Source organism: Saccharothrix sp., assembly GCF_031180885.1.
GTDB lineage: Bacteria > Actinomycetota > Actinomycetes > Mycobacteriales > Pseudonocardiaceae > Actinosynnema.
The window spans coordinates 1-7,655 of record NZ_JAPSLK010000110.1 but is presented as its reverse complement, the minus strand read 5'-3'; the positions used below and the strand labels follow the sequence as shown (position 1 = coordinate 7,655).

Sequence of the window (7,655 nt, the reverse complement as noted above, 5' to 3'; positions counted from 1 at the left end):
AGGACAACGTGATCGTGATGATCCACGACGTGGCCACGAACCCCAGCAGCACGAGCACGAAGATCTTGCCGCGCCAGAACGGCAGCAGGTCCTCCAGCATCGCCACCGAACCCTGCCCGTGCGGGCTCTCCCGAGCCACCCGCCGGTACATCGGCAACATGCCCAGCAGCGTCAACGCCACGATCAGCAGCGTCGCCAACGGCGACAGCGCGCCTGCGGCCAACGCCGCGATCGCGGGCAGGTAGGACAGGGTGGAGAAGTAGTCCACGCCGGTCAGGCACATCACCTTCCACCAGGCCTGCGGCTCGGCGTGCGCCTCGTCGCTCTCCGGGCCGACCACCGGCTGGACCCGGTGCTGCAACAGCCACCGCCCGAACGCCGTGGCCGGCGGGCTCGGCCGTACCGGGCTGTCGACCCTCGGCGGTACGTCGGCGGTGCCGGTCATGCCACATCTCGCCGTTGATGTCGTGGATACGCCCCAGAATGGACGGGCCAGGCCGCCGACGTGAGGTCGAAGGGACGGTAGACCGTCACCGGACCGGGTGATGCCCATGACAGCATCAAGATTCCGTAAGGGAGCTTGCGCCGCGCCCGGCGCGGGTGCGGCGGACCGATGGCTGCTCGCACAGGTGCTAGCGCAGGGCCCAACCGTAGCGCCGGTACCTGGTCCTGCCGACGCTGCCGAAGCGCGGTCGCTGGTCGACGTGCTGGATGAGGCGGGACGGTCGCGGCTCGGTCCGGACCGGGGACGCGGAATCACCCTGGTGGCGCGGCTGTCCAAGGATTGGGGCGTGCGACAGCTCGATGTCGGAAAGTCGGTGTGGGCGGTCGTCGGCTGCGGCGCTGCCGAGGGTTGTGCCCGTCTCGACCGGGACGGGCCGCACACCCACCTGGAATGAGGCGGTCTCCGTGCCGGTCAGGTCGTCGAGCCGGTGCGCAGGGCCGCCACGGCGTCGGCGGTGGTGGCGTGGATGAGCAGCAGGGCGTCCACGCCGGTGGCCTCCAGCGGGCGCAGCACCGCCCGGCTGTGCGCGGCCACCGCCAGCACGACGCCGTGACGTTCCGCTTCGGTCTGCGCCCTGACCAGCGCGGACAGCCCGGACGAGGCCAGGAAGGTCACCTCGGTCAGATCGACCACCAGTCCGGCCTGCGCGCTCGCCACGCCGCGCATCACCTCGGCACGCATCGCCTCGGCGTTGGACATGTCGATCTCACCGACGAGGCGGATCACCGGCACCCCGTCCATCGTCGCCGTGGCGACCGAAAACACGCCGTCACCACTTGCCACAACGTCTCCCGTCCCGACTGCCACCCGCGCGGGCGCCTCCACCGAGCCTATCCGCCCAGGTCAGGGTCACACACCGCGACGCACGAAGGAACGGCCAAAACCGGCGACACGACGGAAAGTCGCCGTTCACGTTCGTCCGCGACTCTTCAGTCGCACAGCCGGCCTCCGGCACGAGGATGTCAGGGACATCGGAGCAGACGGAGCACATCGTGGCCTCAGACGAGTACCACAGCGACCCTCTGGTCGCCGACACCGTGATCAGGCTTGCGGCGGAGTTCGGCGGGCGGGTGCCGCGCCGCGTCGTGGCGAGCACCGTCGTTGCCGCCCGGCGGGACCTGGAAGGGCAGGTCGCGCCGGAGGCCGTAGCGGAGATGCTGCACCGCTTGGCCCACCACCGGCTCGACCGGAGGCCCAGGTGGGCAGACCGATAACGCCGGACCTCCGGTCCCATGCCGCATCCGATCGAGCGAGCACCGGATCCGCCCTGGCCCGAGCCGGTCTACCGGAAGCCGACGAGGAACCCGGCCGCCGCACCAACAGCGCTCACCACAGCGGTGTTCGCTCCCCGTACCCGCGGCGACGTGTTGACGGCGGGGCTGGACGGGATCTCCGAGAATCAGGCCACCGGTGGTCCCGGCGACGGTGTTCGCGATGCTACCGACCGTGCCGGTCCAGTTGACCGTCCCTGTGCCGGCGTCGTCGCCGACCGGCGAGTGTGGCGGTCACCGTGGCGAAGAGCCGCAAGCCCCCAGACCTCCGGCTCTCCGCCAGCGGCGGTGCCGGCGACACCGAGCATGCCGGCACGCGGTTGGCCGCCGCCACAGCCGCAAGGTCACCGCACCGATCCGACATCGCCTGGCACGATTCCCGCCACCATCGGACCACCCGCCGGACACGCCGTCGAGCGAACGCCCGACCGGTCACGCCCACGGTCACGACCTTCGCGAAGCGACGCTCCTCGAGGAGTGTCCGGTAGCGAACCCGCCAGGGAGGCGATGCCTCGTTGCCGCGTACCGCGACGGCGCTGTGCATCGGCACCGTGGAGCATCCGCCTGTGCCGCAGCTCCCCCGGGAGCGGCTCCACTTCACGTCCGCCGGTTCTCCAGCACGTGGGGGAAATCAATGCCCGTAGGGCCGACGCAGCCGGGGATGTGGTGGGCTGGTTGGGTGACGCGATCGGGTGGTCCGTGGACGCGGCTGGAGGTGCTGCCCGAGCGGCATGCGGTGCTGTTGCGGGTGGGCGGTGAGATCGAGCAGGCCACTGTGCTCGTCCTCGACTGGGGTGTGCGGCAGGCGTTGCCGGCCGCCGCCCAGGCCCGCGCCGAGCGGGTGCTGCTCGACTTGGACGAAGTGGTTTTCCTGGGCTCAGCCGGCCTGGCCGCGGTGATCCGCGGCCACCACGACGCGGCCCGCCGCGGCGTCGGCCTCGTGGTCGTCGTGGCCGCCGACCACCAGGTGGCCAGACTCCTGACGGTCGGGGAGGCCGACCAGGTCGTGGAGATCGCGAATTCGGTCGAGCAAGCTCTCACCGGCCGCTGACCGTGCGCCTCGACCTCTGGCCGCTTTGGTACGCGGCGTCGGTGGCGGGCACGCCACGTGCGGCCGGCCGCACGCAACGCGCCGGGTCGTGTGCCCGTCTGCCATGCTTGCGGGGTGCGCCGTGTGTTCCTGGACGCCGAGGGCAACCTCCGTCCCGTCGTCCTCGTGGGGTTGCTGGTGTCCGTGCCCGCCGCGGTGCTCGCGCTGGCGGCGTGGGGCACCTGGGCAGCGATCGTGTGCGCGGCGGGCCTGCTCGCTGCGGGCCTGGTCGCAGCCGTGCGCTACGGCTGAGCCGGGTGACAGGGACCCGGAGCGATCGTCACGCGGCCGTGGGCACGGCCACGCGTTCACCCGACACACGCCCGACAGCGGCGTCCCACTCGTGGCCGGCGCGCGTCAGCGACCGGCCGTCCGGGCAGGGTCCGACCGGCGTGGTGAGCGCGGCGGCGGGCCTTTCAGCCGCGGCCACCCTCACGTTCGTCCTGCTCTTCGCCTTCCCGATCCACCGGCGTGGTCACCGGGACCGGTAAGGGCTGCTCGGCAGGAGGCTGCTGGGTCGGCGGTGGCGGCGCGCCAGTGGGTGTCGCTGACTGCCGCTCGGTGCGGGCCGGTGGCCGGTACTGGGTCGCCTCCTCAACCGGCCCGGCGACGCCAGTCGGCGGGGTGGGGTCTCCGTGGTCGATCCGGTCGTCGTGGGAGGCACGGTAGGCTGCGTCTCAGGGGATGTCGTGGTGCTCACCGCTGTGTCGGTGCGACCGCCCGGCGGGTGCCCACCGGGATGCAGGACCGGGTCGAGGTGGTCCGCGTTGAACAGCGTGACGGCGGCGAGGGTCACCAGGGCGGCTGCCGCGGCCAACAGGCGAGGTACGTGGGGCGCGTTGGCCGCGTCGGGTGAGCCGGCGGTGGGTTGGGTGGTCGCCGCCGGGGTGTTCGACCGGCCGCGCCCGCCTCGGCCAACGCCTGCGCACAGTCGGCGGCGGTGGGGCGTCGGCGAGGGGCCAGGGCCGTCATGGCAGTGAGCAGCTCGCGCAACACCGCCGGCAGGTGCGCGGGGATGCGGGGCGCGCGGTGCAGGCGGGCCAGCGCAGACTCCGCGTCACCGCCCGGGTACTCGGCGCGTCCGGTCAGGCACTCCAGCAGCACCAGGCCCAGGGCGTAGACGTCGGCGGGCGGGCCGACCTCGCCGCCGCGGACCTGTTCGGGCGCCAGGTAGGCAGCGGTGCCCAGCACCAGCCCCGAGCGGGTGAGCCTGGTCGCCTGCGCCTGCATCGCCAGACCGAAGTCCGCCAGGTAGACACGGCGCCCGTCGCGGTCGAGCAGGATGTTGGACGGCTTGACATCCCGGTGCACTACACCGTGCCGATGCACATGGGCCAACACGGTCGCGGCCTGGAAACCGACCTCGGCGACCGCCTACACCGCCAGCGGTTCACACATCCTGCGGCGCAGCGTGCCACCCCCGACCGGCTGCATGACCAAGAACGGCCGCCCCGGAACGCCCCCGTGTCGTACACCACCACCATGCCGGGGCAGCTCAGGCCTGTCAGCACGCGGACCTCCCGGTCGAGCCTGACCCGGTCCTCCGGCGTCGCCGAGCCGTGGAACAGCTTGATCGCGACCGTGCGCTCCAGCCTCGTGTCGAACCCCTGGTAGACCTCCGCCATGCCCCCGGCGCCGTAGAGCCCGCCCAGCGCGTACCGGCCGTCGATCACCTCACCGGTCAGTTGCCCTTCCCACGTACCGCTACCTCCGCCGGGCTCGGCCGACTGCCCCACCTCCAGCCGGACCGTACCGCCGAGGACCGATACCGCGACCGCGCGCCGACCTCGACTTCCCCGCCGGCCGACCGCATCCTGCCGGGCCAGACACGTTGGCCGGCACCACGGTGCACGGATCGCGAGCCGCCCACACCTTCGGCATCCCGCAGGGTCGGGTCCCGCCCGGCGCACCTACGACGGACGTCGCACAAGCTGTCGGCCACCGGCCGCCAGCAGCACGCGGCGGCAGGCTACTCGGCGGTCAAGTAGGCCCTGCACGCTGCACCGAGACCGACGTACTCGGTGCTGACCTCCGTCTGGATCTCCTTGAGAGAGTTCAGCGCGGCGCGGAACTCCGGGCTCTCCGGCCGTTGCGCCGCAACAGAAAGCTCCAGCAGCGCATCCGGGATCGACCGTTTCGGAGTCGCCGGACCGGGACCCGTCATGGTCTCGACGATGCCGGCAGGAGCCACGAGCAGCAGTGCGGTCTCCGCCTGGAGACGGGACTTCTCGACGGCCAGCGCCCGATCCCGCGCGTCGGCCAGGAAAGCCGGTGACGTGCTCCGGATCGCCTCCGCCAGCAGGGATATCACGTTCCTGGTCTCACGAGTCAACTCCAGCCATCCCGATTTGACCTCGTCCCGCAGCCGGATTTGGCGATCGTGCGCCAGTTGCTGATTCGTGGTCACGAGAGAACCGGTGAGCCCCACGACCGATCCGAGCAACGCCGCCGCGGCCGCGATGATCGCCGTCACCAACGTCGATCTCTCCGCGCTCACCCGCGCCACCCTACGCGCCGCCTCCCCGCCCGCACAGTCATCCCGAGGCGACGCATGCCCGGGTCGACGACGACGCCGGGGTGCCAGAGCCGTCGGACGCGCAGCACCCCGGTCAGCATCGGAAGCGTGAACTCGCCGCACCCGGTTTCCGGGCTGCTCGCGAGGAAAGCACGGACCCGGTCGAGCGTGGCCTTCCTGTCCCGGTCCGCCATGACCAGCATCCCGGCACGCGTCCCGAGCGTCGCGACCAAGGAATCAGCGGTACGGCGCTGCCCGTGCGGGAACTCGGCCTGCTCCGGCGACCCGAACCAGGCAACCGGGCCGTCGTCCGCACGATGCACGTCCACCGTCGCGACCCGCCACCCGCTCAACGTGTCCCGCAGCCCGATCGCCGCACTCCCGCTGACCCGCTCAAGTCCCCGGTCGGCGGTCGCGGCTATCGGGCTGGCGTTGGCGGGGCGGGCGGGTGCCCGGCTGTGTGCGATGCTCGACGTCAAGTCCTGCCGCAGCACGGTGCTGCGGCGAGTCCGGGAGCTGCCCGATCCCACGTCGGCGACTCCCAGGGTGGTCGGGATCGACGAATACGCCCTGCGCAAGGGCCACGTATACGGCACGATCCTGGTCGACGTGGAGACCCGCAGACCGATCGACCTGTTACCCGACCGGGAAGCCGACACGGTCGCGGCCTGGCTGTCGGACCGCCCCGGTCTCGAGATCGTCTGCCGCGACCGTGCCACGTTCTATGCCGAGGCCGCCACCACCGGCGCCCCGCATGCGGTGCAGGTCGCAGACCGCTGGCATCTCTGGCACAACCTGGTCGAAACCGTCGAGCGGTGCGTCTCCCGCCACACCGCATGCATCCGTGCCGCCGCAGGTACGACCGGTGAGTCGACGCCTTCCGACACCCACTCGCACTCCCAGGTCGAACACGAACCGGACTCGCCCTGGCCGACCGGACACCGGTTCGCCGACCGCATCCGCGCCACCCACGCCGCCGTGCACGAACTGCTCACCGCCGGTCACAGCCAGCGCGCCATCGCCCGGCAATTCCGAAGTAGTCGAAGGCCACGTCAACCGCCTCAAGATGATCAAACGCCAGATGTACGGGCGGGCGGGCTTCCAGCTACTCCGCAAACGGGTCCTGCTCTCCTAACATTCAGTGACCGCTCCACAGAACTTGAGCCAGAGCCAGAAGTGACCTCCATAGCCATCCGGACCGGGCGCGCCCGCTTAGGAGGTGTACGACAGGACCCCGGCCAACGCCGTCCTGCTCCCCCTCGCGGACGTTGATCACCGCACCGGCGTCCTCCGGCGCGACGCGGGCGAATGCGCCGCCGTACCCGGTCGGGATGAGGAACACACCCCACGTGGCGATCCAGTACTGCACCACCCCGGTGTCGAAGTCCACCACCGGCTCCCGAGTCGGGACAACCCTGCGCTGGACCACGTGGCCTCCGGCCTTCCGCTCATCTAGTGGCGCGTCTCGGAGGGTTGACCCGGTAACCGGTCCTGTGAGCTGATCGGCCAATCTGGTTCCGCATGTCGAGTGCGGGAGGTGGTTGTGGCTCGTCGTCCGAGCGTGTTCGTGAGGCCCTTGTCGATGGAGGAGGGTCGGAAGCTGCAGCGGGTCACCAGGACCGCGAAGGATCCGGTGCGGTTGCGCCGGGCGATCGTGGTGCTGGTGTCCGGCCAGGGCCAGGCGGTCCGGGACATCACCTCGTTGATGCAGGTGAGCGAGGACTGCGTGCGGGATGTGATCCACGCGTTCAACGAGCGGGGGTTCGCGGCGCTGGACCCAAAATGGAGCGGCGGGCGGAGTCGGACGATCGGTGAGGCGATCCGTGAACGGATCTGCCTGATCGTCCGCACTGCGCCCGCCGACTGGGGCATCACCGCGTTCTCCACCTGGTCGCTCGCCAAACTTCGCGACCATCTGCTCGACCGCGGGACCGTGGCCACGGTCAGCCGGGAGACGCTGCGGCGCATCCTGCGCGACGGCGGCGTGTCCTGGCAGGCCACCACCACATGGAAGGCCTCCACCGACCCGGACTTCCTCGCGAAGATGCACCGGATCCTCGACCTCTACGATCACCCGCCCGCCGACGGACGCGTGATCTGCCTGGACGAGTTCGGACCCCTGAACCTGGTGCCGCGCAGGGGGAAAGCCTGGCGGCCCGTCACGTCGCCACGCCGATCACGGGCCACCTACAACCGTCGGCACGGCGTGATGCACATGCTCGCCGCGCTGGACCTGGCCACCGGGAAGATCCTCTACCGGATCCGGCGCCGCAA

10 protein-coding genes and 1 pseudogene are annotated in these 7,655 nt (G+C 71.2%); 5 read left to right on the top strand and 6 right to left on the bottom strand.

The window, feature by feature from the left end; genetic code table 11:
- Positions 1 to 445 (bottom strand): annotated as a pseudogene (locus RIN75_RS43510) (amino acid transporter); the annotation flags it as partial.
- 471 nt (positions 446 to 916) lie between these two features.
- Positions 917 to 1,270 carry an STAS domain-containing protein gene (locus RIN75_RS43505; RefSeq protein ID WP_309117972.1) on the bottom strand — a complete coding sequence of 118 codons (354 nt, stop codon included), beginning with the start codon at positions 1,268 to 1,270 and terminating at the stop codon, positions 917 to 919.
- Between the two features lie 227 nt (positions 1,271 to 1,497).
- On the opposite strand from RIN75_RS43505, the gene RIN75_RS43500 reads away from it, so the two are divergent.
- The 3 genes from RIN75_RS43500 (at position 1,498) to RIN75_RS43490 (ending at position 3,118) form a co-directional block, all read left to right on the top strand.
- Complete coding sequence (locus RIN75_RS43500) at positions 1,498 to 1,719, top strand: hypothetical protein (RefSeq protein WP_309117971.1); 222 nt, start codon at positions 1,498 to 1,500, stop codon at positions 1,717 to 1,719.
- A gap of 736 nt (positions 1,720 to 2,455) precedes the next feature.
- Complete coding sequence (locus RIN75_RS43495; protein ID WP_309117970.1) at positions 2,456 to 2,827, top strand: STAS domain-containing protein; 372 nt, start codon at positions 2,456 to 2,458, stop codon at positions 2,825 to 2,827.
- A gap of 114 nt (positions 2,828 to 2,941) precedes the next feature.
- The gene (locus RIN75_RS43490; RefSeq protein ID WP_309117969.1) at positions 2,942 to 3,118 is read left to right on the top strand and encodes a hypothetical protein; all 177 of its coding nucleotides are present in this window, start codon (positions 2,942 to 2,944) and stop codon (positions 3,116 to 3,118) included.
- 540 nt (positions 3,119 to 3,658) lie between these two features.
- Here the strand turns inward: RIN75_RS43490 and RIN75_RS43485 are convergent.
- The 4 genes from RIN75_RS43485 to RIN75_RS43470 all read right to left on the bottom strand — a co-directional run bounded on the left by RIN75_RS43485 (position 3,659) and on the right by RIN75_RS43470 (position 5,860).
- Positions 3,659 to 4,177 carry a protein kinase gene (locus tag RIN75_RS43485; RefSeq protein WP_309117968.1) on the bottom strand — a complete coding sequence of 173 codons (519 nt, stop codon included), beginning with the start codon at positions 4,175 to 4,177 and terminating at the stop codon, positions 3,659 to 3,661.
- A complete protein-coding gene (locus RIN75_RS43480; RefSeq protein WP_309117967.1) occupies positions 4,177 to 4,602 on the bottom strand; it encodes a hypothetical protein in 426 nt (141 codons plus the stop codon). The genes RIN75_RS43485 and RIN75_RS43480 overlap by 1 nt, the downstream gene beginning before the upstream one ends.
- Positions 4,603 to 4,835: 233 nt before the next feature.
- A complete protein-coding gene (locus RIN75_RS43475) occupies positions 4,836 to 5,363 on the bottom strand; it encodes a hypothetical protein (protein WP_309117966.1) in 528 nt (175 codons plus the stop codon).
- Positions 5,360 to 5,860 (bottom strand): hypothetical protein, encoded by a 501-nt coding sequence (locus tag RIN75_RS43470; RefSeq protein ID WP_309117965.1) that lies wholly within the window; start codon positions 5,858 to 5,860, stop codon positions 5,360 to 5,362. Before RIN75_RS43470 ends, RIN75_RS43475 begins: the two co-directional genes overlap by 4 nt.
- On the opposite strand from RIN75_RS43470, the gene RIN75_RS44345 reads away from it, so the two are divergent.
- Together RIN75_RS44345 and RIN75_RS43460 are read left to right on the top strand one after the other, a co-directional pair.
- Entirely contained in the window at positions 5,847 to 6,653 is an 807-nt protein-coding gene (locus RIN75_RS44345) for a transposase (RefSeq protein ID WP_375296106.1), read from the top strand. The genes RIN75_RS43470 and RIN75_RS44345 overlap by 14 nt on opposite strands.
- A gap of 310 nt (positions 6,654 to 6,963) precedes the next feature.
- The coding region (locus RIN75_RS43460; protein WP_309117964.1) for an IS630 family transposase at positions 6,964 to 7,655 on the top strand (692 nt) is incomplete at its 3' end.